Consider the following 24,053-nt stretch of genomic DNA (forward strand, 5'->3'; position numbering starts at 1 on the left):
CGCCACGATCACGATCGAGGCGGGGAGAAAGACGGGTTTGCGGAGTCCGCTCCACGCCTTGTTCACTGAGCTCACGCGACTTCGTTCCTCTGCTGTCTGCCCCGTCGGGCCGGTCTCGGGATGCCGCGGCACCCACCCAGAACCGCCCCCGCACCCAGCCGGGTCTGCGGCGTGCTCTGCGGGTGCCGCGCACCGATCACGGACGCGCGCGGCTAGAGCTAACAGGGCCGGAGACACCGTGGATCGCCGTCGCGTCGTCATGGATCCTCACGCAGCGTAGTCGCCGAGCCAGCCTCCGGACCTGTCGGACCCCGCCCCTACCCTGACCAAGGACTGGGGAGGTAGCCGTGCGACGGTTCGGACAGACGTGGTTGTACTCGCCGCGGGACGTGCTGGCCGTGCTGGAGTGCGAGCACCGCCTGCAGCTGGAGCACGCCGCGGCGCAGCACCTGCTGCCGCGCGCCGCCGGCGGCCCCGACGCCACGCTCGAGCTGGTCAAGAGCCACGGCCTGCGGCACGAGCACGACGCGCTGGCTGCCCTGGGCCGCGTGGCCGAGGTCCGCACCATCGACGTTCCCGGCCACGACGACCCGGCCCTGGTCGACGCTGCCCAGGCCACCACCGACGCCATGGACGCCGGTGTCCCGGTGATCTACCAGGCGGTGCTGCTGGTGGACGGCTTCCTCGGCTACGCCGACTTCCTGGTCGGCGTCGACCTCGGCACCGGCAAGCCCCTGCTGGAGGCCGACGGGCGGCAGCGCTACGAGCCGGTGGACACCAAGCTCGCCCGCCACGCCAAGCCCACCGCTCTGCTGCAGCTGGCCTGCTACGCCGACGCCCTGGTCCGTCTCGGCCGTCCGGTGCCCCGCCAGGTGCACCTGTGGCTGGGCGACGGCTCGCGCCAAGCCGTGCCCGCGGCCGACGTGCTGCCGCTGGCCCAGGAGTACCGCGGCCGGGTCCTCGCCCAGCTCACCGCCGAGCCGGCCGTGCCCACCCCGTCCTGGGGCGACGCCCGCCCCGCCTGCGGCACCTGCGGCTGGCTGGAGCACTGCGCCGACGGACGCCGGCAGGCCCGCGACCTCAGCCTGGTCGCGGGCATGCGGCGCGACCAGATCCACCGGCTGCGCGAGCAGGGCGTTGCCACCGTGGACGCGCTGGCCACCGCCGCCGACGGGCAGCGACCGCCCACCATGGGCACCGACACCTGGACCCGGCTGCGCGCCCAGGCGGCGCTGCAGGTCGCGGGGGCCGGGGCGCTGCCGCCGCGGCACGAGGTGTTTGCCCCCGCGGGCCTGGCGCTGCTGCCGGCCCCCGACCCCGGCGACCTGTACTACGACATCGAGGGTGATCCCTTCGCCGAGGACGGCGCGGGGCTGGAGTACCTGCACGGCCTGGTCGACACCAGCGAGCGGTTCACCGCGTTCTGGGCGCACGACCGCCCCGAGGAGAAGCAGGCCTTCGAGCAGCTCGTGGACGCTCTCACCGCCGCGGCCGCCGCCCACCCGGGCATGCACGTCTACCACTACGCGCCCTACGAGCGGACCGCCCTGACCACGCTGGCCGCCCGGCACGCCACCCGGGAGGAGCAGGTGGACCAGCTGCTCCGCGACGGGCGGCTGGTTGACCTCTACGGAGTGGTCCGCCGCGCCGTGCGGGTGTCCACCGAGAGCTACTCCATCAAGAAGCTCGAGCCGCTCTACATGGGTGCGCAGCTGCGCACCGGCGACGTGACCAACGCCGGTGACTCCATCGTCCAGTACGAGCAGGCCGTCGAGCACCGCCGCGCCGGGCGCCACGCCGCCGCCGACGAGCTGCTGGAGTCGATCCGCGACTACAACGAGTACGACTGCGTCAGCACCCACCGGTTGCACCAGTGGCTGCAGTCGCTCCAGGCCACTACCACCTCCGGCCCGCTGCCCCCGGCCGAGGTGGTGGAGCGGGAGACGCCGGAGACCGAGCTGCTCGCCGAGCGGTTGCGTGCCGGGGTGCCCGACGCCGACCGCACCCCCGAGCAGCAGGCCACCGCGCTGGTTGCCGCGGCGCTCGGCTACCACCGGCGCAACCAGAAGACGTTCTGGTGGGAGCACTTCGACCGGCTGCGTCGTCCGCTGACCGAGCTGGTGGACGACGACGCGGTGGTGGTGCTGGAGTGCGCGGAGGGCAGCGAGTGGGCCAAGCCCACGCCCCGCAGCAACCTGGCCCGCACCGTCACCGCCGAGACGGTGTCCACCCCCGAGGACGTCGCCAGCCTCGGCCAGCAACCGTTCGTGGTCTATGGCTCGCCACTGCCCGAGCACCTGGAGCCCAGCGCCGACTCCGACCGCACCACCCACACCGGCGCCAAGGACCTCACGGTCGCGGTTGGCTCCGTCAGCTTCACCGAGCGCGCACCCAAGGGCAGCGAGGGGTGGACGCAGCTGCCCCTGGCGCTCACCCCCGCCGCTCCGCCGCACACCGCGGCCCTGGAGGCGGTGCTCTGCGGCCTCGGCGAGCACCTGCTCGACGATCCCGCGCCGCGCGCGGCCTGGTTCGCGCTGCTCACCGCCTGCCCGCCGGTGACCCCGCTGCCGCGGACCAAGGACAACGTCGCCGACATCACCGCCGCGGTCGCCGCCCTCGACCACGGGGTGCTGGCCGTGCAGGGACCGCCAGGCACCGGCAAGACCTACGTCGGCAGCCACGTGATCGCGGCGCTGGCCCAGCGGGGCTGGCGCATCGGGGTCACCGCCCAGGGGCACAAGACGGTGGAGAACCTGCTGGAGCGGGTGGTGGCCCTCGGCGCCACGGTGGCCAAGGAAGTCCCCGCCAGCGGCCCGCGCGGCACCGAGACGTGGCAGACCCCGAAGAAGCTGGCCGACTGGATGGCCGCGCAGGAGGGCGGCTACGTGGTGGGCGGCACGGCGTGGACCTTCGCGCGTCCGGCGGTGCGCGAGCACCCGCTCGACCTGGTGGTGGTGGACGAGGCCGGCCAGTTCAGCCTGCCCGACGCCCTGGTAACCGGCTCCGCGGCCAGCCGCATCCTGCTGCTCGGCGATCCCCAGCAGCTGCCCCAGGTGAGCCAGGGCCAGCACCCCGAGCCGGTGGACGTCTCCGCGCTCGGGCACGTGCTGGGCGAGCACGCGCTCATCCCGGCCACGCACGGCTACCTGCTCGACGTCACCTGGCGGATGCGGCCGGAGGTGTGTGCCCCGGTCTCGGCGCTGCAGTACGAGGGCGCCCTGCACTCCCACGAGCAGTGCGTCCGTCGCACCCTGGCCGGCGTCGCCCCGGGGGTGCACCTGGTGGACGTCGACCACCACGACAACCGCACCCGCAGCGACGAGGAGGTGGCCGCAGTGGTGCAGCTGGTCAGCGGCCTGCTCGGTGCCGAGTGGACCGACGTCGACGCCGCGCCCCGGCCGCTCGACCAGTCCGACGTGCTGGTGGTCGCCCCGTTCAACCGCCAGGTGGTGGCGCTGCGGCGCGGCCTGGACCACGCCGGCTACCCGGACGTGGCGGTGGGGACGGTGGACAAGTTCCAGGGCCGCGAGGCGGCGGTGGTGATCGTCAGCATGACCACCTCCAGCGGTGACGACCTGCCGCGCGGCGTGGAGTTCCTGCTCAACCGCAACCGGCTCAACGTGGCGCTGTCCCGCGCGATGCACACCGCCTACCTGGTGCACTCGCCGCTGCTGCGCCGCATCACGCCCACCTCCACCGACGGCCTGCGGGCCCTCGGCGCCTTCTTGGGGGTGCTGCACTCGGCCGAGGCGCCGCCGGCTGCGGGGTAGCGGCCAGTCCGGCGATGAATCGGCGCGCGGCGCCGCGTCTACCCGGGAGATGGCAGCACCACCCACCCCAAGGAGACGTCATGACCGAGCCTGTGCCCACCCAGTCCGCCAGCACGCCCACCGCATCCGCGCTCGCCGGAGCACCCGTCTGGATCGAGCTGTTCAGCTCCGACCTCGACCGTGCCGACCGCTTCTACGGCGAGCTGCTCGGCTGGTCCGCTGCGCACATGGGGCCCGAGTACGGCAACTACGTGCAGTACAGCCGGGACGGCAAGCTGGCGGCCGGGGGGATGCCCAACGACGGCTCCTCCGGAGGCCCCGACGCGTGGTCGGTGTACCTGTCCACCGACGACGTCGAGGGCACCACCGCGTCGGTGACCGCCCACGGCGGCGCGGTGCTCGTCCCCCCGATGCCGGTGATGGACCTGGGCACCATGGCCGTCTACGCCGACCCCGGCCAGCACCCGATCTCCGCCTGGCAGCCCGGCACCCACCCTGGCTTCGGCGCGCTGGCCGAGCCGGGCTTTCCGGCGTGGTTCGAGCTGCACACCCGCGGCTACGACCAGACCGTGCAGTTCTACCGGGACGCCTTCGGCTGGGACGCACACACCGCCAGCGACGCGGAAGACTTCCGCTACACCACGCTGGGCGAGGGTGCGTCGCAGAGCGCCGGCATCATGGACGTCAGCAGGTTCCCGGACGACCACCACACCGGCTGGAGCATCTACTTCACCACCGAGGACACCGACGCCTCGGTCGCGCAGGGCCGCGAGCTCGGCGCCACCGTGATCCACCCGCCGGAGGACACGCCCTTCGGCCGGCTCGCCACCCTCGCCGACCCCACGGGCATGGTCTTCAAGCTCTCCGGCCCCACCGGCTGACCCACCGCGCACGCCCACCCCGCCGGGCACTCCTGCTGCCACACCAGGTTTCAGCGAGTGCCCGGCCGTCCGGGGTGGCAAACTCGGGGCACGCTCCGCAGGACGGTCCGTATCGGATCTAGAAGCACCCGCCGCCACGTCGCGGCGCGGTCCTGCACCAGACGATGTTGCGCCCTGGAGGCTTGATGCGAGCGATGGTGTACCGCGGGCCCTACAAGGTCCGGGTCGAGAACAAGGACATGCCCAAGATCGAGCACCCCAACGATGCGATCATCCGGGTGACGCAGGCGGCGATCTGCGGCTCTGACCTGCACCTCTACCACGGGATGATGCCCGACACCCGGATCGGGCACACCTTCGGCCACGAGTTCATCGGCGTGGTCGAGGAGGTCGGCCCCTCGGTGCAGAACCTGCAGCGCGGCGACCGCGTGATGGTGCCGTTCAACGTCTACTGCGGCTCCTGCTACTTCTGTGCGCGGGGGCTGTACTCCAACTGCCACAACGTCAACCCCAACGCCACGGCGGTCGGCGGGATCTACGGCTACTCGCACACCTGTGGCGGCTACGACGGCGGCCAGGCCGAGTTCGTGCGCGTGCCCTTCGCCGACGTCGGACCCTCGATCATTCCGGAGTGGATGGACGAGGAGGACGCCCTGCTCTGCACCGACGCCCTGGCCACCGGCTACTTCGGCGCCCAGCTGGGTGACATCGTGGAGGGCGACACCGTCCTCGTCCTCGGCGCCGGCCCCGTCGGGCTGTACGCCGCCAAGTCCGCCTGGCTGATGGGCGCCGGCCGCGTGATCGTGGTCGACCACCTGGAGTACCGGCTGGAGAAGGCGCGCACCTTCGCCCACGCCGAGACCCGCAACTTCGCCGAGTACGACGACATCGTGGTGGAGATGAAGAAGACCACCGACTACCTCGGCGCCGACGTGGTGATCGAGTGCGTGGGCGCAGAGGCCGACGGCAGCTTCCTCCAGCAGGTGACCTCAGCCAAGCTCAAGCTGCAGGGCGGTTCACCCACTGCCCTCAACTGGGCCATCGACTCCGTGCGCAAGGGCGGCAACATCTCGGTCATGGGTGCCTACGGCCCCATGTTCAGCGCCGTGAAGTTCGGCGACGCGCTGAACAAGGGGCTGACCCTGCGGATGAACCAGTGCCCGGCCAAGCGCCAGTGGCCGCGCCTGTTCGAGCACATCCGCAACGGCTACATCAAGCCGAACGAGCTGGTCACGCACCGCATCCCGCTCGAGCACATCGCCGAGGGCTACCACCTGTTCTCGGCCAAGCTCGACGACGTCATCAAGCCCATCATCGTGCCGGACGCCAGCTAGCTCGGAAGGAGCGCCACATGACCTACACCGCCGACCGGCCCCAGCCACCCGAGTCCGCCGACGAGCTGCGTGCCCGCATCCCCGGGTGGGGCGCTGACCTCGACCCCAAGGACCGTCCCTCGGTGCCCAAGCTGCGCTTCGACCCCGGTGCGACCGGCGCGCACTGGGACTTCCCGGAGCGCCAGCCCGAGCACCAGCCCCGGGAGCGCTCCATCGAGCACGCGATGCTCACCCCAGTGTTCGGCACGTCGGCGCCGCTGCACGGCGTGTCCGGAGCGATCCGGCGCCTGGCCTACCGCCGGTACAGCGAGGCCCGGGCGGCGCACTGGCTCATCCTGCTCGGCGCCGACCGGGTCGACGCCGTCGGCAGCCACGTGCGGTCGCTGCTCACCCTGCACCCGGACAACCCGATCACCGAGACGGGCATCCGGGCCGAGCTGACCGGGCACGGCCTGACCTCGCGGTTCGGCCGCAAGCGGGTGGACAACTCGCACACCTGGATCGACCCGATCCTGGTGGCCGGACCGTGGGTGGCCGCCGCCGGAGGGGTCGCCGCCGGGCTCGCCGCCCTGGAGAAGCGCCGCCGCGCCTGACGCTGCGCACAGCTGTCGGACCCCCTGGGCATGATGTGGTTCTCACCACACACATCGGGGGATGCGACAGTGCCAACACTGCTACCGGAGAGTCCGCGCCTGGCCAACGGCGCCGAGCAGGTCGTGTGGGACGCGCTGCGCGAGCAGTGCGGCAGCAAGGACCTGCTCGTCGCCGGCCAGCGGGTCACCAACCATGCCAAGGACTTCGAGATCGACGTGGTCGCTGTGCTGGACGGGGCCGGCATCGTCACCATCGAGGTCAAGGGTGGCGACGTCTGGCACGACGGGCAGTCCTGGCGGCAGCGGCACGGACCGATCGACCCCGTAGGACAGGTCCGCGGCGCCAAGTACGCGCTCCGCAGCTACCTCGAGTCCGACCCCCGCTGGGGCCGCCGCGGTCGGGTGCGGTGGGCGCACCTGGTGGTGCTCCCGCACGCGGCCGTCGAGATGGACTTCGCCCTGCCCGACTGTCCCCGGTGGTCGGTGGTGGACCGCACCCAGCTCGGCAGCATCGCCGAGCTGGCACGCGACGCGCTGCGCCAGCAGGCCAGCGCCAACCGGTGCGCCAACCCCGAGGACGTCGAGGTGGTGCAGGAGGTGCTGGGTGGGCGCATGCTGCCGCAGCGCGACGTCGTCGCTCGCGCCATGGAGCACGAGGACGCCGCGGACCGGCTCACCGAGGCCCAGTCGTCAATCCTGTCCGCGACGAGGGCGCTGCACCGCATCGAGGTGCGCGGCGGCGCCGGCAGCGGCAAGACCTACCTGGCCTGCGAGCAGGCCCGCCGGCTCACGCGGGAAGGACAACGCGTGGCGCTGCTGTGCTACTCGCACGGGCTGGCCTCGTACCTGCGGCGGTTGTGCGCTGAGTGGCCGCGCAACCAGCGGCCGGCCTACGTGGGCGAGCTGCACGAGCTGGGGATGCGGTGGGGTGCCGACGAGGGGCCACCGGAGAACTCCGACGAGGCGCCCCGCTTCTTCGAGCAGCGGCTGCCCCAGCAGATGACGGAGCTGGCCGAGGCGCTCCCTCCCGGTCAGCGCTTCGACGCGGTGGTGGTCGACGAGGCGCAGGACTTCGCCGACTCGTGGTGGTACCCCGTGCTGGCCGCGCTCAAGGACCCCGAGCGCAGCGGGCTGTACGTGTTCAGCGACGAGGGCCAGCGGGTGTTCGAGCGGTACGGCAGCCCGCCGGTGCCCCTGGTCCCGCTGATCCTGGACGCCAACCTGCGCAACACCCGGCCCATCGCGGAGTCGTTCACCCCGCTCGCCGGGCAGCGCATGCGCCTGCAGGGTGGCGAGGGCCCAGCCGTCCGCTTCGTGCCCTGCAGCAGCGACGACGCCGTGGACTGCGCCGACGACGCCGTGGAGGCGCTGCTCGAGGCAGGCTGGCGTCCGGAGGACGTGGCCCTGCTGACCACCGGCAGCCGGCACCCCGAGCAGAAGGAGCGGCAGCAGCAGGGCCACGAGGCCTACTGGGACAGCTTCTGGGACAGCGAGCAGGTGTTCTACGGCCACGTGCTGGGCTTCAAGGGGCTGGAGCGGCGAGCCGTGGCCCTGGCGGTGAACTCCCTGGCCGAGCACTCCCGCATCCGCGAGCGGCTCTACGTCGGGCTCAGCCGGGCGCGCGACCAGCTCGTCGTCTGCGCCGACCCGCAGCTGATCCACAGGGTCGGTGGAGCTGAGCTGGCCCGCCGCCTCGGCGTCGACGACTGAGCGGTCAGTCGTCGCTGACCACGAGGGTGACCTCGATGTTGCCGCGGGTGGCGTTGGAGTACGGGCACACCTGGTGAGCCTTCTCCGCCAGCTCGGTCGCCTGCGCGTGCTCGGTGTTGGGCAGGGTCACCTCGAGGGTGACGGCCAGGCCGAAGCCGCCCTCCTCCCGCGGACCGATGCTGACCTGCGCGCCCACGCTGGAGTCGCCGATGTCGACCTTGGCCTCGCGGGCCACCATCTGCAGCGCGGAGTGGAAGCAGGCGGCGTAGCCGGCGGCGAAGAGCTGCTCGGGGTTGGTGCCCTCCCCGGACCCGCCCATCTCCTTGGGCGCGGCAAGGTCGAAGTCGACGCGACCGTCGGAGGAGCGGGCGTGGCCGTTGCGGCCGGCTCCGGTAGCGAGGGCCTCGGCGGTGTACAGGGTCTTCATGGCTGTTCTCCTTCGGTGGATGTCGCCCCTGCGGACCACAGGTGGGCGGTGTAGCGGACGAGCGTGTCGCGAGGCTCGCTGAGCTCCTCCTGCATCAGGAAGCGTTGAGCTGCTCCACGACCAGCTCGGCCACCCGCGTGCTCGACGCCGGGTTCTGGCCGGTGACCACGGTGCCGTCAACCACGGTGTACGGCTCCCAGGCCGCACCCAGCTCGAACTTCGCCCCCGCCTTGCGCAGCCGGTCCTCCAGCAGCCACGGCGCCTTGTCAGCCAGCCCCGCCTGCGTCTCCTCCTGGTCGGTGAAGGCGGTCAGGTCACGACCGGTGAAGGCCCAGCTGCCGTCGGTGCGCACAGCCGGGAGGAAGGCCGCCGGTCCGTGGCACACCGAGGAGACGACCTTGCCCGCGTCGAGCAGCTCGATGAGCAGCCGGCCCAGCTGCGGGTCGACGGCAAGGTCCTCCATCGGGCCGTGCCCACCGGGGATGAACACTGCGTCGTAGTCACCAGCAGAGACCTCCTCCAGCGGCACCGGCTTGGCCAGCACGTCCGCGAGGGTGTCCAGCTCGGCGCGGAGCTTGTCCGACGCCTCCTGCCCGCCCACGGCGTCGGGGGCGAGGCTGCCCTCGTCCACGGTGGGCCGGACCCCGTTGGGGGTGGCGAAGGTCACGTCGACACCGGCCTTGCGGAACACCGAGACCGGGCTGAGCAGCTCCTCGGCCCAGAAGCCGGTGGGGTGCTGGGTGCCGTCGGACAGGGTCCAGTGGTTGGCGCCGGTGACGACGATGAGCACGGAAGACATGTGGTTCTCCTTGCGATCGAGTGGCCGCGAGTCGGTGCTCGCTTCTCCCCAGGTGCAGCGACCACTCCCCGCCGTGCATTCCATCTGCCCCGTCGGCGCAGGTCAGGGCGCGGATGCAACGGCACCCAGCCACCCCCAGGCTCACGAGGCCGGCAGCCACGTCCTGACCGCCGTCACCAGCGCGCTCACGCCGATGCTCAGGGTCGGCTCGATGGCGGGGGCGTACCGGGGCGAGTGGTTGGACGGGATGCTCGCCATGGCGGGATCGGTCAGGTCGCCGGTGGTGAACAGGGCGGGATCGGTTCCCCCCAGCAGCCAGTAGGACAGCGGGGCGTTGGCCGCGGTCGCGAGGTTTCCGACGTCCTCGCTGCCGGCCCCGGCGCCCGGGTCCATGATGTTGCCCGCGCCCAGCCACTGGGCGAACGCCTCCAGCGTCCTCGACAGCGCGGTCGGGTCGTTCACCACGATGGGGAAGCGCTCCGTCTCGGTGATCACGGGTTGCTCCGGAGCCCCCGCGGCGGCCGCCTCGGCCCTTGCGATGCGCTCCACGCTCGTGAGCATCTGCTGGCGAACCGCTTCGGTGTAGCTGCGGAGGTTCAGCCTCAGCTCGGCCTCCCCCGGAATGACGTTGGCCGCGTCGCCGGCGCGCAGCGCGCCGACGGTGAGGACTGCGACGTCGGTGCTCGGAACCTCTCGGGAGACGATGGTCTGCAGCCGCAGCACCGTGGCCGCCGCCATGACGACGGGATCGATGGAGCTCTGCGGCATGGAGCCGTGGGCGCCCTTGCCGATCATTCGCACGCTGAGCGAGTCCGAACCTGCATAGGCCGGGCCCGGGTGCGCGGCGATCTTCCCGGCGGGCAGCGGGGCCACGTGTTGACCGAGCACGACGTCGGGCCGGGGGAACCGCTCGAACAGCCCGTCGTCCACCATCGCCTGCGCACCGGACCCCAGCTCCTCCGCCGGCTGGAAGACCAGGACGAGCGTGCCTGCCCAGCCCGCGCCGTCGGCGGCGAGGGTCTCCGCGGCGCCCAGCAGGCAGGTGATGTGCAGGTCGTGGCCGCAGGCGTGCGCCACCGGCACGGTGTTGCCTGCCTCGTCCACGGCGGTTGCGGTGCTCGTGTAGTCCAGTCCGGTCTCCTCCTTCACCGGCAGGGCGTCCATGTCCGCCCGCAGCAGGGCCACCGGCCCGCTGCCGCGCTGCAGGACCGCCACCACGCCGGTCTTGCCCACCCCGGTGGTGACGGTGAAGCCCAGCGCGGCAAGCCGATCCGCGATGATTCCGGCCGTGCGGTGCTCCTGGTAGCCGAGCTCGGGGTGGCGGTGCAGGTCCTTGTAGAGCTCTTCGAGAGACGGATCAGCGGTGGCTGGGTGCGACATCGGGGCGTCCTCTCGGCAGGCCTGCGCGGCCCACGCGCGTCGATCACCGCGAAAGACCCTCCCCCCAGTCATACGCCGATCGGGCCCCCAGGCGGCAGGGCCACGATCGGCCCCACCCCCACCCGCACCCGGCCAGGTCAGGGCAGGTGGCAGCCCGTCGCGCCGCTCACCAGCGTGGTGACCTTGGTGCCGAGGTCGATGTAGGCCCCGTCCTCGGCCACGAAGCGGACCTGGTGGTTGTCCGGGCGGTCCACCTTGACCACCACCTGGGTGAATCCCGCGGCGGCGGCGAGGCGTTGCGCCGCCTCCTGCGCTGCGGGCCACTGCGCGTGGATAGCCTGCTTGGCCAGCAGGTCACCGACGAACACCGTCGCCGCGTCCTGACCGCTGAAGGGGGCGCCGCAGCCTGCGCGGCTCTGCTCTCCCGCGGGCTCCCACGCCAACGACCCGGCAGCCTGGCTGACCGCTGCCGCGATGGCGTCGCGCAGCGCCACCACCGTGGCGACCGCCTCCGCAGAGCTGGGCCGCGACTGCAGCACCGAGCGGGCCTCGTCGGCATCCATGGTTTCTCCCGTGGTTGTGCTGCACCCGGCGAGCAGGGCAGCGGTGGCGAGGACGGTGGCCACGGCGGTGCGCCGGACGACCGTCACAAGAAGGGGTTCCAGCCGAGCGCGTCACCGAAGCCGAAGTGGTCACCGGCAACGATGTTGTCCGGGATGCCGGCGATCACGGCACCCATGCCGTACTGGGACATGGTGCCGTCGTGCACGTACTCGCTGTGCCCCTCCGATCCGGTGCGGTGGTCCCCGCTCGGGGTGTCTCCCGCTTCGGTGGACAGCGTGTTCACCCCGTTCAGCTGGTTGGGGTCGTAGCCCATCAGCCCGAGGCCCCCGGCGTCGGCGACGTAGTCTTTCTTGGCCTCCGCCACGTAGACGTGGCCCTCCGGCACCTTCAGGTCCTTGACGTCGTCGGTGCCCAGCCCGGGCGAGCCGTAGAGCACGGCCTCGTCCACGCCGGTGCCCTGCTGCAGCGCCAGCCCGGTGGTCAGCGAGCCGTAGGAGTGCCCCAGCGCCGTCAGGTGCGGGTCGGTCGGCCGCGAGGCGTCGATGCCGTTGAGGAAGTCGTTGAGCCTGGGAGCGCCCTTCTGGGCGGCCCCGTCGTTGGTCACCAGGTCGGTGTTGTCGAAGTCGTCGACGAAGCTGCCCCACGAGGGCGCCTCGTACCCCATCCAGGTGATGCTGGCGACGGTCTCGTCCCCACGGCCCTCCAGCTTGAGCTGGTTGAGCGACTCCTGCCGCAGCGCCGCCTGGGCGCGGTCGTAGCCCTCCAGGCTGTCGTGGGTGTTGGACTCGAATCCGGAGGTGAACACCGAGACGTGGTCGGCGGTGTCCACGTCGCCGGTGGCGATCGCGGTCTTCACCATCTCTCCGGAGGTGTCCAGCAGCAGCAGCTGCTTGTCGTCGCCCTTGAGGGTGTCCTCGATGGCGTCCAGGTCCTTGAGCTTGTTCTTGACGTCGTCCAGCCGCCCGTCGTCGAAGGTGAACCAGCCGCCGAAGCGGTTGTCGTCCAGGTTCTTCTGCAGCCGCTCGGCCTCAGCCTCCAGCGCGGCCCGCTCGTCGTCCAGGCGCGAGCGGTTGGCCTGGTCGCGCACGTCGGCAGGCACGCCGTCCATGTGGCCGACCACGTCTGGGTGGTTGCTCAGGTAGTCCTGCTGCTGGGCGGGCGTCAGGCTGTCCCACCAGGAGGCGTTCTCCGCAGGGGAGCCGTCCTCCGGCGGGGGCAGCGCGCTGAGGCGGCCGGAGTCGCTGCCGGTGGCGCCCGCGCCGTACAGGCTCGTCCCCTCACCGTCGTCGATCTCGTCGTGTGCCGCGGCCAGCAGCACCTTGGCCAGGTCGGCGTCCATGTCCGTGGCGGTGGCCAGCACCCGCTCGAGGCGGGTCACCAGCTCGTCGCGCAACCGCACCCGGTCGGCCATCGCCGCCTCGGTCAGGCACATGTCCGAGACGTCCCGGACCACGCCGTCGTCACCGAGGCTGAAGCCGTTCTGGGAGGCGAGGGTGTCCGCCTCGGAGAGCATCTGCTGCAGCGTGGTGACGGTGGCACCAGCCTGGTCCAGCGCCCTGGCCACGGCGCCGGCCTGCGCGGCGGTGCGGCGCAGCGCCTCGGAGATCTCGCCGTGGCGAGTGGCCGCAGCGGTGGCGCCACCACCTGTCCAGCCGGCCGGTCGGGCGGCGGCGTCGAGCTCGTCCTGCAGTCCCACGAGCGTGCCGCGGTGCCCCAGCGCGGCCGTCGCCGCCGAGTCGACCCCGCCGAACGACCAGCGGCGCACGTCCCCGATGGTGAGGCTCACGGCACGGCCCGGAAGTCGCGCGCGAGGGCACCGTCCTGGCTGGAGTACGCCTCGGCGGCGGTCTTGAGCCCGGTGGCGTGGGTGTCGACCTGGCTGGCCAGGCTGTCCACCCGCGCCTTCCACGCGATGCCCAGCGTCGCCGCTGCCGAGGCGCTCTGCGACGCCGGCAGCGCGGTCTCCACGGTGTCGGCCACCACGGGCAGCTTCACCGCGCCCACCTGCTCAGCCAGGTCCTTCGCCGCCGCTGATGCTGCGCGGATCAGGTCCGGCACGGTCGTCAACGTCATCTGGGGCCTCCCCCGAACCTCGTCCCGTCCGCAAACGCTTTCTGCGCCACACGGTCTCACGTGTCCTGGTCACCCTAACCGGCAGCAGCACCGCCTGGGGGCGTGCTGATGCTCCCAGCGCTGCCCGCGGCTCGGCCGTAGCCTTGCCGGCGGGGCGAGGGGGTGGCGATGACGGCCGAACCAGCACGGACCGCGCACTGGGACCTGGTGGTCGTGGGCGCCGGGCCCGCCGGCTCTGCCACCGCACTCGGCGCGCTGTCGGTCGACCCGAACCTGCGGGTGCTGCTGCTGGACCGCGACGCCTTTCCCCGCGACAAGACCTGCGGTGACGGCGTGACCCCGCACGTCCTGGACGCCCTGGCCGAGGTGGGGGTGCACGGCCTGCTCGACGACCGCACCCCCGTTCCGCAGCTGCGGCTGGACCTGGGCGCCGACAGCGTCTGCCGGCCACTGGCGCGCCAGACCTGGGTGGTGCCGCGTGCCGTCCTGGACGCCCGGCTGGTGGCGGCAGCCACCGCGGCCGGTGCCGAGCTGGCCCAGCACCGGGTGCGCGCGGTGCGACCGGACGGAGACCGGGTGCTGGTGGACGACGCCTGCACCGCCACGGTGCTCATCGGGGCGGACGGGGCGCAGTCGCTGGTGCGCCGCTGCGGCGGCCTCGCCCCGGTGCGGCGCCGAGCCCTGGCGCTGCGCGGCTACGCCCCCACCCCCGACGCCCGCGCCGCCCAGCAGGTGATTGCCTACGGCCACGGGCCCCAGCCCGCCTACGCGTGGTCGTTCGACCGGGGCGACGGCTACGCCAACGTGGGCTACGGGGAGCTGCTGCACCCGGCGGGGGCACCGCCCTCCCGTGCGCTACTGCTGCGGCGGCTGGCCGAGCTGCTGCCCGGCGCCACCGACGGCGTGGCCGAGGTCAAGGGCCACCTGCTGCCGCTGTCGTCGTGGCGGTGGCCGCACCCGCAGGGCCGGGTGCTGCTGGTCGGCGACGCGGCCGGGCTGGTCAACCCGATGACCGGGGAGGGCATCTACCACGCGGTGACCAGCGGCATCGTCGCCGGCCGCACCGCGGCCACCGCCATCGGGCAGGGGCTGGGCCACCTGGCGGGCGGGCGCTACCGGACGGCGCTGCGTGCCCGGCTCGGCTCGCACCAGCGGCACACCGCGGCGGTGGCCCGGCTGTCCTCCAGCGGGTTGCTGGTGCGCGCGGGCATCCGGGCCGCGGCCGCCGACCAGGTGGTGTTCGACGACCTGGTGGAGGTGGGACTGGCGTTCGGCCGGGTCAGCCCACGCACCGTGGCCCGGGTGCTCGCCGGGCCACGGCGCAGCCGCTAGCCCAGCCACTCCCCGCGGGTGGGCGGCAGGCCGCTGCGCAGCTGGGCGTCCGGACGCACCGCCAGCACCTGGTTGAGGCCGGTGCGCAGCTGCTCGAAGGCCAGCGCCGACGCCGCCAGGTACAGCCGCCACACCCGCGCCCGGCCCGGACCGCCCAGCTCCACCGCCTCCTCCCACCGATCGTCCAGCCGCTGCACCCAGGCCCGGCAGGTGCGCGCGTAGTGCTCGCGCAGCGACTCCACGTCGCGCACCTCCAGCCCCGCCTGCTCCAGGGTGTCCACAGTGGTGGCCAGCGGGTGCAGCTCGCCGTCGGGGAACACGTAGCGCACCAGGAAGCTGCGTCGCGGGTCCATCACCGGGCCGGGCCGCCGGGAGATGGCGTGGTTGAGCAGCCGCCCACCCGGGGCCAGCAGCCCGTGCACCTGGTTGGCGTAGACCTGCAGCTGCTCCTGCCCGACGTGCTCGGCCATGCCGATGCTGGAGATGGCGTCGTAGGGCCCGTCGGACACCTCGCGGTAGTCCTGCAGCCGGATCTCCACCAGGTCGCTGAGCCCGGCCTCGGCCACCCGCTTGCGGGCCAGCTCGGCCTGGGCGGTGGAGATGGTGACCCCCACCGCGTGCACGCCGTGCTCACGGGCGGCGTGCAGCACCATCCCGCCCCAGCCGCAGCCGATGTCCAGCAGCCGCATGCCCGGGCGCAGGCCCAGCTTGGTGGCGATGAGCGCGTACTTGGCCTCCTGCGCCTGGTCCAGGGTGGACTCCGGGGTCGGCCAGTAGCCGCAGGAGTAGGTCATCGTCTCGCCCAGCACCAGGCGGTAGAACTCGTTGCCGACGTCATAGTGGTGCGCGATGGCGTCAGCGTCCCGGCGCAGCGCATGCCGGCGGCCCCGCAGCCGGGACTCCTCCGGTGGTGGCGGCGGCGGCAGCCCCACCGCCCGCAGCCGCAGCGCGGTGCGCACCGCACCGAGCCGGTCCGGCCAGCTCAGCGACAGGTCGGGGCGCTCCTCGGCGGCGAGCAGGTCCGGCAGCGACAGCGCGGCGTACAGGTCACCCTCGATGTCCAGGTCACCACTGACGTAGGCGCGGCCCAGGCCCAGCTCGTCCGGGCTCCACAGGAAGCGCCGCATCGCCCGCGGCGTGCGAATCACCAGAGTTGCCGGGGAGTCGGGTGGTCCGGCCTCGGAGCCGTCCCAGGCACGCAGCCGCAGCGGGAAGTCCTCGCCCAGCAGACCGCGCAGGATCGGACGGAGCTCCTCCACCACCGGCCGGCGCTGGCCGGAAGCCCTCACGGGAACACCTCGTCGCCGGTCTGCGCGTCGGTGGCGGAGATGGCCTCCACCGGGCAGCTCTCCATCGCCTCCTGCACCTCCGGGGAGTCCTGGACGGGGTTGGTGGCTACCACCGTCTGCCGCTCCGGTCCCTCCAGGAACACCTCCGGGGCGCTGCCGCGGCAGTACGCCGAGCCGATGCAGGTGGCGTCAACCTCGACGTTCAACGAACGAGCCATGGATCCCTCCTCGGTAGAACATGTTCTTGACCGGCCCATCTGCGCTGGTTACCGTGGTTCTGGTCGTGTGACGCAGCGCACTTGATCGGAGGATCGTCCGATGACAGCGTCTGAGCAAGGCCACACCCCCACCAAGCGCGGTTGTCCGGTGAACGTCGACCTGATGAATCCGGACACGTTCGCCGCCGGCCAGCCCCTGGGCGAGTTCGCCACCATCCGCGAAGAGGCCCCCGTGTCCTGGTACCCGGCACCGGGCACCTCCGGGGACGGCTTCTGGCTGGTGACCACCCGGGCGGACATCGAGGAGGTGTCCCGCCAGCCCGACGTCTTCTCCTCCTACGAGCGCGGCACCATCATCAGCGCCGACACCTTCGGCCAGCCCGAGGAGCAGCTGCAGACCATGCGGCTGCTCATGCTCAACATCGATCCCCCGGAGCACAGCCACCTGCGCAACATCGTGCAGCGGGCCTTCACTCCCCGCACCATCCGCAGCCTCGAGCCGCAGCTCACCGAGTTCGCCCACCAGATCGTCGACCGAGCCCTGGCCCAGGGTGCGGGCGACTTCGTGGAGGACATCGCCTCGGAGATGCCGCTGCTGGCCCTGTGCGAGCTGATGGGCATCCCCAACGCCGACCGCGCCAAGATCTTCGAGCTGTCCAACCGCATGGTGGGCTTCGACGACCCGGAGTACCAGACCTCCCCGGCGGACGGTCAGGTCGCGTCCATGGAGATGTACGTCTACGCCGACGAGCTCGCCGCCGAGCACCGGGCGAACCCCAAGGACGACATCATCTCCCGGCTGCTGCGGGCCGAGATCGACGGCGACAACCTCACCTCCGAGCAGTTCGACGTCTTCTTCCTGCTGCTGGCGGTCGCCGGCAACGAGACCACCCGCAACGCGATCTCGCACGGGATGCAGGCGTTCTTCGACAACCCCGAGCAGTGGGAGATCTTCAAGACCGAGCGGCCGCTGGACACCGCGGCGGAGGAGATCATCCGCTGGGCCACCCCGGTGATGCACTTCCAGCGGACCGCCATGCGCGACTACGTGCTGGGCGGCCAGCAGGTGAGCAGCGGCGAGCGAGTGCTGCTGATGTACACGGCAGCCAACCGGGACGGCGCCGCCATCGCCGAGCCGGACACCTTTGACGTGCGCCGCGAGGCCAACCCGCACGTTGCCTTCGGCGGTGGCGGCCCGCACTTCTGCCTGGGCGCCAACCTGGCGCGGGCGGAGGTCCGGATCATGTTCGACGTGCTGGCCGACCGCATCCCGGACATCACCCCCACCGAGCCCCCCCGGGCGCTGCGGTCGATGTTCATCAACGGGATCAAGCGGATGCCGGTGCGCTACCCCGCCACCTGACTCAGCACCACCCGTCTGGCGCAGCACCCGCCTGATCCCCCAACCGGGTCAGCGAGGAGACACCATGCCCACCGTGACCGACCAGCCAGCAAAGACGGTCCTCGACGGCGCAACATCCCTCGCCTGCTCTGAGCTGAGGCCGCCCCGACCCAACCGCCTTTTCCTGCGGCACACGTCACAAATGGCTCAAGGGTGGCGTCGAGAGTCCGCGACCGCCGATCCGGAAATGGCGCTCCACCCTTGTCGCCGGCGCACGGAGTGCAGTGCAGGAAAATGTCCCCTCTCCGCGACTGCGGAGAGGGGACATCGTCTCGTGCTGCCGCGCGGAGCGCGGCGGCCGGTCAGGAGCCGTTGTAGCTCTCGCGGCTGCCGGACTTCGCCAGGCCACGGGCGATCATGTAGCCGATGCTCAGCCAGGTGATGTAGCGCAGCGCCTCAGCGGCACCGAACGGGTCCTGGGTGCCCTCGTCGTTGCCGCTGACCATGAGCGCAGTGATGGCGACCGCGAGAACCGCGACGACGTACACGATCAGCTCGGTGGTCTTGGTGGCCATCTTGGTCTCGGTGCTGCGGCGAGGGGTGCGGTTGTCCACCTGCGCGTGGCCGCCATCGGTGCGCACTGCGGGTCCTTGGTTGCTGCTCATGTTGCTCCTTGGGATCAGGATGGTCAGCCGCTTGAGGGCTGGACCACCGGAGTCACCGCCTAGTGGAACTGCGGCGAATTCATGTAGATCCCGACTGCTTCAGAATGCGTACTGCATCAACCTAGTCACTAAATGTAGAAACATCAAAACTGAGTGGTGCAGACAAGGCGCCGAAATGGCCTCAGCTCAAATGGCGGGCGGAGGACCCTAGCCGGTTTTAACCCCGACCGCGCGGTGAGCTGAACACCCTGGCGCGACGGGCACCGCCGGGCCGGGTCACCGCGATAGGCTCAGGCCCGTCGAGTCCCACGAGGACCCCCTCGGCCTGCGCCCCGCCAGGACGAGCCGTCGCCGCACCGCGGCCGATCTGTACAGGAGCTGCAACAGTGCTTGACCTCACCGCAACCTCGTCCATCGTCACCGGTGGCGCCTCCGGCCTCGGGGAGGCCAGCGCCCGCCAGCTTGCCGCCCGTGGCGCCAAGGTCGTCATCCTCGACCTGCAGGACGACAAGGGCAAGGCCGTCGCCGAGTCCATCGGCGGCGAGTACGTCCGCGCCGACGTCTCCGACCCCGACCAGGTCATCGCCGCCGTCGAGGCCGCCGAGAAGCTCGGCCCGCTGCGCAGCCTGGTGGCCGCCGCCGGTGTCGGCTGGGCCTCCCGCACCGTGGGCAAGGACGGCCAGTTCTCCTCCGCCCACGACCTGGAGCTCTACACCAAGGTCCTCACCATCAACCTGATCGGCACGTTCAACTGCGTGCGCCTGGCCGCCACCGCCATGGGCCGCACCGAGCCCGTGGACGCCGACGGCTCCCGCGGTGCCATCGTCACCCTGGCCTCCGTCGCCGCGTTCGACGGCCAGATCGGCCAGGCCGCGTACTCCTCCTCCAAGGGCGGCATCGTCGGCATGACCCTGCCCGTGGCCCGCGACCTCGCCGCCATCGGCGTCCGGGTCAACTGCGTCGCCCCCGGCCTGATCGACACCCCCATCTACGGCGAGGGTGAGGGCTCCGAGGCGTTCAAGGACAAGCTCAAGCGCGACGTGCTGTTCCCCAAGCGCCTGGGCACCGCCGACGAGCTGGCCTCCATGGTGCTGGAGCTCATCACCAACACCTACGCCAACGGCGAGGTCGTCCGCGTCGACGGTGGCGCGCGCCTGCAGCCGAAGTAGTCGCTGGTTCACAGCCGCTCCACACCAGGCGGGAGGCGGGACCGAGCACTCGGTCCCGCCTCCCGTCCGTTGTGTGCGGGCTACCCCGTGACGGTGAACGGGCGCGAGGTGCCGGTGAACGGCGTGATGGCACCCCACGGGTTCTTGGCGTCACCGGAGTAGGTGATGCGGTAGGTGCCCGGCGCCGCTGCGGCCGGGACGTCCCAGGTGATGGTGACCACGGAGCCGGTCAGCCCGTCGTGGGCGTAGCCGAAGCGGGTAGACCAGTCGCCGTCGTCGGCCACCCGGGTCCAGCCGTCGCCGTCCTGGCGCTCCACGGTGAGGAAGGTGCCGCCCCGCCGGAGGTTGTTGTTCGGGTCGGCCCCGGAGAACACCGTGGTGGCGCGCTCGCCTGGGGCGTAGCTGGCGGCCGGCTGGGTGAGCACCGTGCCAAAACCGACTGCGGTGGTGTCGAAGAGCACCTGGCCCGCCGGGCTGACCAGCTGGTTCGCGCCCAGGTCGGGCTTGGGGGCCCCGGTGCTCACCGGCTCCCCGGCGGCCATCGCGGTGGCCAGCCCGGACACCGTCTGCTCGAGGGCAGGCAGCTGCCAGCGGCCGAACATGGTGGAGGCGCCCTCGTAGTTCTGGGTGTCGTACTCCTCCGGCGTGGTCAGGTAGTGGGCGTAGGCGTTGGAGTAGCCCTGCACCAGCACGTTGTCCAGCGAGGTGCCCACCGCGGCGGCCACCTGCTGGCGCAGCCGCAGGCCCGCCACCACGGTGACCTCGGTGGGCATGGCCACCAGGTAGAAGTCACCAATGCGCACCAGCTGCACCGGCAGCACCGTCTGCACGGCGTTGTCCACCAGGCCCACCGGCAGCAGCAGCTCCTTGGGGCCCTGGCAGTCCCCGAGTGCCGGGTCGAGGTTGTAGAGCACCGTGCTCAGCGCCGCCGGCACCGGGTTGCCGCCGTACTGGCCCTCCTTGAACAGCGCGACCCCGCCGCCGCCGTCCTCGGTGCTGCCGGCGGCGAACGCCGCCCCCAGGATCGGGCTGCAGGTGCGGTGGGTGGCGCCGTCGCCGGTGAACTCCGGCCGCACCTCCACGTTGCTGAGGTCCACGTAGACCGTGCGGGTGTCCAGGCCGCCGGACAGCGGCGTGGCCGACGCGCTCGACGCGACCTGGGCCTGGGCGGAGGCGGACTGCCGGGCTCCGACGGCCTGGGAGTTGGTGAACTGCTGCTCGCCCTCAGCCTCGTGCAGGTCCAGGTTGGGCGACATGTCCCCGGAGTTGCTCTGGGCGAAGGCCGCGACGAAGGCGGGGTCGTCGTCGCCGAGGTAGTCCACCCCGGCGTGGTCGTGCTCGTACTGGTAGGCCGCGTAGCCCTTGTTGTCCGGGCTGATCAGCCTGTTCTGGGTGGACATGCTGGTGCCGTGCACCGGGAACCAGTTGATGGCGCCGTCCACCCGGCCGTCCCTGGTCACCTGCAGCGTGGTCGAGGTGGGGTCGATGCCGTCGGGGAAGTGCGCCTTGTCCTCGGCCGGGTTGCGGTCGAAGGCGACCTTGGTGCGGTTGGCGCTGGTGCCGGTCAGCTCGTCCCGGGACAGGCTCAGCTGCGCCGGACGCAGGTCGTCGTGCGCCTTCACCGCGGAGTCCACGATGCCCGCGACCTGCGCCTCGAAGGTCTTGGGGCGGTATCCCAGGGTGGTGACGTTGTAGAGGCCGTGCCCGGCGGTGCCACCACCGGCGGAGTGCGTGTGGGTGACGGTGAGCAGCACGTTGTCCTCGCCGAACTCCCCGGGGAAGCGCTCACCCAGTCGGCGCAGCACCTCCTCGCGCACGCTCTGGAACATCAGCCCTGCCTCGACGGTGGAGTGCAGCAGCCGCTTGTTGCTGGCGCGGTCGACCACGATGAACGTGCGGGCTCGCAGCCGCTGGTGGATGCCCGCGGTGGTCTGCTCGAGGTCGGCGTAGCCGAGCATGCCGGCGTCGGCCGCCTCCCCGGTGACGTCGCCGATGCCGCGCCCCACCAGGTAGGGCTGGGCGTCCTCGGCGCTGGGGGTTGGGGCCGCCTGCGCCGGAGCCGCCGCCAGGGCGCCGTCCAGCACCGTCACGGCGAGCACCGCGCTCAGCAGCACCGCCCCCGGTCGACGAGCCAGCCTGCCGGTGAACCTGCGTGCCCCAGTGCCCATGCCCTGCCTCTTCCCGTCCTGCTCCGATGTGGACACAGTCTGGGCCACGCGCTCCGCAGGGGCTAGCGCTCGACCACGACACGCGCAGGTGGAGGCGGTGAACGGCGGCGTGACTAGGCTCAGCCAATGCCCGTCGAGAGCTCTGCGACCACCCGGACCCACACTCCCGAGTCGTTGTTCCGAGTGGGCCCGCCCGACGACCTCGGCGACGTCAGCATCACCCGGATGCGCACCGGCGCCTGGATGATCGGCCCGGACGGGCAGCCGGCGGCCGGCGCCATCGGCGTGCTGGTGGACGACTCGGTGGGCCACCGCATCTTCACGCAGCGCCCGGCCGACAAGGCCTCGGTCACCTCCGAGCTGTCCATGGACATCGTGCGGATGCCCGACGTCGACCCGCGCGGCACCGACGAGCGCACCAGCTCACCGGACCTGCGGGCAGAGTCCCGCATGCTGCACGCCCACCGCGACGGCGGCGTGGCCGAGTGCCGCGTGCTCGACGACCAGGACCGGCTGATCGCCGTGGCCACCACCTGGTGCCGCTACATCCCGCTGCCCGAGGGCGTCACCATGCCCACCAAGACCGACGACTGGCCGCTCACCGAGCCCTCCGGCGACCGCGACCTGTTTGGGACGCTGGGTGCGCGGCTGCAGCCCACCGAACACGGCACCGACCTGGTCCTCGCGCCCTCGCTGGACCTGACCAACCCGCTGAGCATGACCCACGGCGGGGTGCTGCTGGGCGGCACGGAGATCGCCGCGCACCACGCCATCGCCGAGATCATGCCGGAGGGCATCACCAGCTCGGTGCGGATGAACTACCTGCGTCCGGCGCCGATGGACGCCGAGCTGACCTTCTCCGTGGAGATCGTGCACCGCGGCCGGTCCGTGAGCATTGCTCGGGTGACCACCCGCGGCACGGAGGGCAAGGCCTGCACCATCGGCACCGTCACCTCCCAGAGGCAGGGCTGATCCGGCCTCGCTACCGTGGGCCGGCCGCCGCCTGCCCGCCCTCGCCCCAAGGAGCACCCTGATGAGCCTGCCCGTCCCCACCGCCGACAGCCGTGCCGTGGTGACGGGTGCCTCCTCGGGCATCGGCACCGCGCTGGCCACCGAGCTCGCCGGGCGCGGGTACTCGCTGATCCTGGTGGCCCGGCGCACCGAGCTGCTCACCGCGCTGGCCGAGCGGCTGACCAGCAGCCACGGCGTGCAGGTGGAGGTCCGCGCGGTCGACCTCAGCGACCCGGTGGCCCGGGAGAAGCTCGCCGGCGAGCTGGCGGAGCGGGAGATCACCGTGCTGTGCAACAACGCCGGGGTGGCCACCTTCGGCCCGGTGGCCCAGCTGGACGCCGGGTTCGAGCGCGACCTGGTGCAGCTGAACGCAGTGGCAGTGCACGACCTGACCCTGGCGGTGCTGCCCGGCATGCTGGCCCGCCGCAGCGGCGCCATCTTGGTCACCGGCTCCGCCGCCGGCAACCTGCCGGTGCCCAACAACGCCACCTACGCCGCCACCAAGGCCTTCGCCAACACCTTCACCGAGTCGCTGCGCCACGAGCTCAAGGGCACCGGCGTGCACGTGACGCTGCTGGCCCCCGGTCCGGTGCGCACCGAGACGCCCGACCCGGCTGAGGCGTCCATCGTGGACAAGGTGCTGCCCGACTCGGTGTGGGTGACCAGCGAGTCGGTGGCCAAGGAGTCGATCGACGCACTGGCTCGCAACAAGATGCGTGTGGTGCCAGGCATCGTGGGCAAGGTGATGTCGGTGGCCGGCGGCTACGCCCCCCGGGCCCTGTCCGCCCCGGTGATCGGCACGCTGTACCGCAAGCTCGGCGAGGGTGAGGGCTAGCGACCCGGCTCCTCGTCGGAGCGGGCCAGCCCAACCCGCCCCGCGTAGGCCAGCGCGCTGAGACCGAACACCACGGCCGTCGCCAGCAGCCAGCGCCGCAGGAACGGCTGCTGGGTCTGGCCGGTGGCCGCGAGGTAGGTCTGTGCCCCCTGCTCCGCGATGCCGGGGAAGAACAGCAGGAACGCCAGCCCGCTGACCAGCACCGGCACCCGCACGTAGTTCACCACCGGCACCCGCAGCGGTCGGACCGGCCAGTGCCCACGAACCGCCCTCAGCCCGGCGACCAGGGACCGGTCGGCCAGGGCGTAGAGCGGGAAGAGCAGCAGGTCGTGCAGCACTACCGCGCCGAGGAACCACACCAGGACGGACTGCCACCACGTCTCCCGGTTCCACAGCGCCTCCGGGGTGAGCACCGTGATCACGTAGCCGACCAGTGCGAAGCTGGCCAGCATCGCCAGCAGGTGCAGCGGGTGCGCGCCGTAGAAGGCCCGGA

21 protein-coding genes are annotated in these 24,053 nt (G+C 72.0%); 10 read left to right on the forward strand and 11 right to left on the reverse strand.

Annotation, left to right across the window (positions count from 1 at the left end):
- Positions 1-347 precede the first annotated feature (347 nt).
- The 5 genes from AC3YO9_RS03810 (at position 348) to AC3YO9_RS03830 (ending at position 8,288) form a co-directional block, all read left to right on the forward strand.
- The gene (locus AC3YO9_RS03810; RefSeq protein WP_489982192.1) at positions 348-3,770 is read left to right on the forward strand and encodes a TM0106 family RecB-like putative nuclease; all 3,423 of its coding nucleotides are present in this window, start codon (positions 348-350) and stop codon (positions 3,768-3,770) included.
- 80 nt (positions 3,771-3,850) lie between these two features.
- Complete coding sequence (locus tag AC3YO9_RS03815; protein ID WP_489982193.1) at positions 3,851-4,651, forward strand: VOC family protein; 801 nt, start codon at positions 3,851-3,853, stop codon at positions 4,649-4,651.
- A 185-nt stretch (positions 4,652-4,836) separates the two neighbouring features.
- The gene (locus tag AC3YO9_RS03820; protein WP_489982194.1) at positions 4,837-5,985 is read left to right on the forward strand and encodes a zinc-dependent alcohol dehydrogenase; all 1,149 of its coding nucleotides are present in this window, start codon (positions 4,837-4,839) and stop codon (positions 5,983-5,985) included.
- Between the two features lie 17 nt (positions 5,986-6,002).
- A complete protein-coding gene (locus tag AC3YO9_RS03825) occupies positions 6,003-6,578 on the forward strand; it encodes a hypothetical protein (RefSeq protein WP_489982195.1) in 576 nt (191 codons plus the stop codon).
- A gap of 69 nt (positions 6,579-6,647) precedes the next feature.
- Positions 6,648-8,288 carry a nuclease-related domain-containing DEAD/DEAH box helicase gene (locus tag AC3YO9_RS03830; protein WP_489982196.1) on the forward strand — a complete coding sequence of 547 codons (1,641 nt, stop codon included), beginning with the start codon at positions 6,648-6,650 and terminating at the stop codon, positions 8,286-8,288.
- Positions 8,289-8,292: 4 nt separating this feature from the next.
- On the opposite strand, the gene AC3YO9_RS03835 is transcribed toward AC3YO9_RS03830, so the two are convergent.
- From AC3YO9_RS03835 to AC3YO9_RS03860, 6 genes are all read right to left on the reverse strand, one after another.
- The gene (locus tag AC3YO9_RS03835; protein ID WP_127784399.1) at positions 8,293-8,715 is read right to left on the reverse strand and encodes an organic hydroperoxide resistance protein; all 423 of its coding nucleotides are present in this window, start codon (positions 8,713-8,715) and stop codon (positions 8,293-8,295) included.
- Positions 8,716-8,809: 94 nt separating this feature from the next.
- On the reverse strand, positions 8,810-9,514 hold the full coding sequence (locus tag AC3YO9_RS03840) for a type 1 glutamine amidotransferase domain-containing protein (RefSeq protein ID WP_489982197.1): 705 nt from the start codon (positions 9,512-9,514) through the stop codon (positions 8,810-8,812).
- A 141-nt stretch (positions 9,515-9,655) separates the two neighbouring features.
- The gene (locus AC3YO9_RS03845; RefSeq protein ID WP_489982198.1) at positions 9,656-10,894 is read right to left on the reverse strand and encodes an amidohydrolase; all 1,239 of its coding nucleotides are present in this window, start codon (positions 10,892-10,894) and stop codon (positions 9,656-9,658) included.
- A 137-nt stretch (positions 10,895-11,031) separates the two neighbouring features.
- The gene (locus tag AC3YO9_RS03850) at positions 11,032-11,457 is read right to left on the reverse strand and encodes an LppA family lipoprotein (RefSeq protein ID WP_489982199.1); all 426 of its coding nucleotides are present in this window, start codon (positions 11,455-11,457) and stop codon (positions 11,032-11,034) included.
- Positions 11,458-11,540: 83 nt separating this feature from the next.
- Positions 11,541-13,244, reverse strand: a complete 1,704-nt coding sequence (locus tag AC3YO9_RS03855; protein ID WP_489982200.1) for an alpha/beta hydrolase — start codon at positions 13,242-13,244, stop codon at positions 11,541-11,543.
- Entirely contained in the window at positions 13,241-13,531 is a 291-nt protein-coding gene (locus AC3YO9_RS03860) for a hypothetical protein (protein WP_489982201.1), read from the reverse strand. The genes AC3YO9_RS03855 and AC3YO9_RS03860 overlap by 4 nt, the downstream gene beginning before the upstream one ends.
- Positions 13,532-13,699: 168 nt before the next feature.
- Here AC3YO9_RS03860 and AC3YO9_RS03865 point away from each other — a divergent pair, with 168 nt between their 5' ends.
- Entirely contained in the window at positions 13,700-14,863 is a 1,164-nt protein-coding gene (locus tag AC3YO9_RS03865; RefSeq protein WP_489982202.1) for an NAD(P)/FAD-dependent oxidoreductase, read from the forward strand.
- Here the strand turns inward: AC3YO9_RS03865 and AC3YO9_RS03870 are convergent.
- A complete protein-coding gene (locus tag AC3YO9_RS03870; protein WP_489982203.1) occupies positions 14,860-16,152 on the reverse strand; it encodes a class I SAM-dependent methyltransferase in 1,293 nt (430 codons plus the stop codon). The two genes, AC3YO9_RS03865 and AC3YO9_RS03870, sit on opposite strands and share 4 nt — an antisense overlap.
- The gene (locus AC3YO9_RS03875) at positions 16,149-16,370 is read right to left on the reverse strand and encodes a ferredoxin (protein ID WP_127784406.1); all 222 of its coding nucleotides are present in this window, start codon (positions 16,368-16,370) and stop codon (positions 16,149-16,151) included. The genes AC3YO9_RS03870 and AC3YO9_RS03875 overlap by 4 nt, the downstream gene beginning before the upstream one ends.
- A 100-nt stretch (positions 16,371-16,470) precedes the next feature.
- Between AC3YO9_RS03875 and AC3YO9_RS03880 the strand changes: the two genes are divergently transcribed.
- A complete protein-coding gene (locus AC3YO9_RS03880; RefSeq protein ID WP_489982204.1) occupies positions 16,471-17,733 on the forward strand; it encodes a cytochrome P450 in 1,263 nt (420 codons plus the stop codon).
- Between the two features lie 341 nt (positions 17,734-18,074).
- On the opposite strand, the gene AC3YO9_RS03885 is transcribed toward AC3YO9_RS03880, so the two are convergent.
- Positions 18,075-18,377 (reverse strand): hypothetical protein, encoded by a 303-nt coding sequence (locus AC3YO9_RS03885; protein WP_127784407.1) that lies wholly within the window; start codon positions 18,375-18,377, stop codon positions 18,075-18,077.
- Between the two features lie 386 nt (positions 18,378-18,763).
- Here AC3YO9_RS03885 and AC3YO9_RS03890 point away from each other — a divergent pair, with 386 nt between their 5' ends.
- Entirely contained in the window at positions 18,764-19,546 is a 783-nt protein-coding gene (locus AC3YO9_RS03890; protein WP_164860684.1) for an SDR family NAD(P)-dependent oxidoreductase, read from the forward strand.
- Positions 19,547-19,626: 80 nt separating this feature from the next.
- Here AC3YO9_RS03890 and AC3YO9_RS03895 read toward each other — a convergent pair whose 3' ends face one another.
- Positions 19,627-21,714, reverse strand: coding sequence for a neutral/alkaline ceramidase (locus AC3YO9_RS03895; protein WP_489982205.1), 2,088 nt, complete (start codon positions 21,712-21,714; stop codon positions 19,627-19,629).
- 126 nt (positions 21,715-21,840) lie between these two features.
- On the opposite strand from AC3YO9_RS03895, the gene AC3YO9_RS03900 reads away from it, so the two are divergent.
- Both AC3YO9_RS03900 and cmrA read left to right on the forward strand, forming a co-directional pair.
- Positions 21,841-22,686 (forward strand): PaaI family thioesterase, encoded by an 846-nt coding sequence (locus AC3YO9_RS03900; RefSeq protein ID WP_127784410.1) that lies wholly within the window; start codon positions 21,841-21,843, stop codon positions 22,684-22,686.
- Between the two features lie 61 nt (positions 22,687-22,747).
- Positions 22,748-23,560 carry a mycolate reductase gene (cmrA, locus tag AC3YO9_RS03905; RefSeq protein ID WP_489982206.1) on the forward strand — a complete coding sequence of 271 codons (813 nt, stop codon included), beginning with the start codon at positions 22,748-22,750 and terminating at the stop codon, positions 23,558-23,560.
- On the opposite strand, the gene AC3YO9_RS03910 is transcribed toward cmrA, so the two are convergent.
- Complete coding sequence (locus tag AC3YO9_RS03910; RefSeq protein WP_489982568.1) at positions 23,557-24,012, reverse strand: hypothetical protein; 456 nt, start codon at positions 24,010-24,012, stop codon at positions 23,557-23,559. The genes cmrA and AC3YO9_RS03910 overlap by 4 nt on opposite strands.
- Between the last annotated feature and the right edge of the window lie 41 nt (positions 24,013-24,053).

The organism is Rhodococcus sp. Z6_132 (genome assembly GCF_058133635.1).